The 1009-nt window shown below is 65.6% G+C and carries 1 protein-coding gene and 1 pseudogene; both read left to right on the top strand.

The window, feature by feature from the left end; all coding sequences use genetic code 11:
* Positions 1 to 542, top strand: a 542-nt coding sequence (locus tag ACSQ3E_RS30840) for a sulfite exporter TauE/SafE family protein (RefSeq protein ID WP_436125512.1), incomplete at its 5' end; no start/stop codon positions are given.
* A pseudogene (locus ACSQ3E_RS30835) lies at positions 542 to 1003 on the top strand (TIGR02186 family protein); the annotation flags it as partial. The gene ACSQ3E_RS30840 and the pseudogene ACSQ3E_RS30835, both read left to right, overlap by 1 nt.
* Positions 1004 to 1009: the final 6 nt, after the last annotated feature.

The following is a 1009-nucleotide window of genomic DNA, read 5'->3' as shown; positions in this document are numbered from 1 at the left end:
TGCTGATCGAAAGCGTCAATGCGCTGCGCCTGACCAAAGGTGGCGTGCCGCCGGCACTGAAGAAGTCGGGCCAGCACAACTGGATCCACCGCCTGCCCTTCAAGATGCGCTTCCGCACCTCGAAGCTGTTCGTCTCGGTCATCCCGGTGCTCGGCATTGGTGCTGGCATCGGCTTCCTCTCCGCCATCATGGGTGTCGGCGGCGGCTTCATCATGGTGCCGGCGCTGATCTACCTGCTCAAGGTGCCGACAAACGTCGTCGTCGGCACTTCGCTGTTCCAGATCGTCGTCGTCTCGGCCTTCACCACGCTTGTCCACTCCTCGACCAACCAGACCGTCGACATCGTGCTGGCGCTGGTCTTGATGGTCGGCGGCGTGGCCGGCGCCCAATACGGCGCCAAGGCCGGCCAGAAGCTGCGCGGCGAACAGCTGCGCGCGCTCTTGGCACTGCTGGTGCTGGCCGTTGCCTTGCGCCTCGGCTTCGACCTGTTCGTCAAGCCGCAGAACCTCTATTCGCTGACCGGCGTGAGCGGGCTTCTGTGATGCGGGTCGCGGCATGTCTCGCAGCCCTGGTGCTTGCGGCCACAGGTCCGGCGCGCGCGCAGGAAGCAGCGCATCCCGAAAGCATCCAGATCGGGCTTTCGACCGACCGCGTCGCCATCACCGCCGACTTCGCCGGTGCCGACCTCACCATCTTCGGGGCGCTCGAAAACGCCGACCCGCTGATCAACCGCCAGGGCCGCTACGACGTCTATGTCGTGCTCGAGGGTCCGGCGCGGCCAGTGGTGGTGCGGCGCAAGAGCCGTGTGCTCGGCATGTGGATCAACACCCAGTCGGAGACCTTCGTCAACGTGCCGATGTCCTACTCGGTGGCGACCACCCGCCAGCCGCAGGACATCACCGATCCCAACAACTACCGCCAGCTGTCGCTCGGCGCCAACAACATCTACATGGAGCCCGAGGACAAGCGCGACAGCCCGCTGACCATCCAGGAACCGTCGGCGGGCTGA

It is taken from the genome of Aminobacter sp. LjRoot7 (genome assembly GCF_964252895.1).
In the GTDB taxonomy this organism is placed as follows: Bacteria; Pseudomonadota; Alphaproteobacteria; order Rhizobiales; family Rhizobiaceae; genus Aminobacter; species Aminobacter aminovorans_B.
Note: the sequence above shows the minus strand (reverse complement) of the source record. Positions and strands in the feature narration are given on the sequence as shown.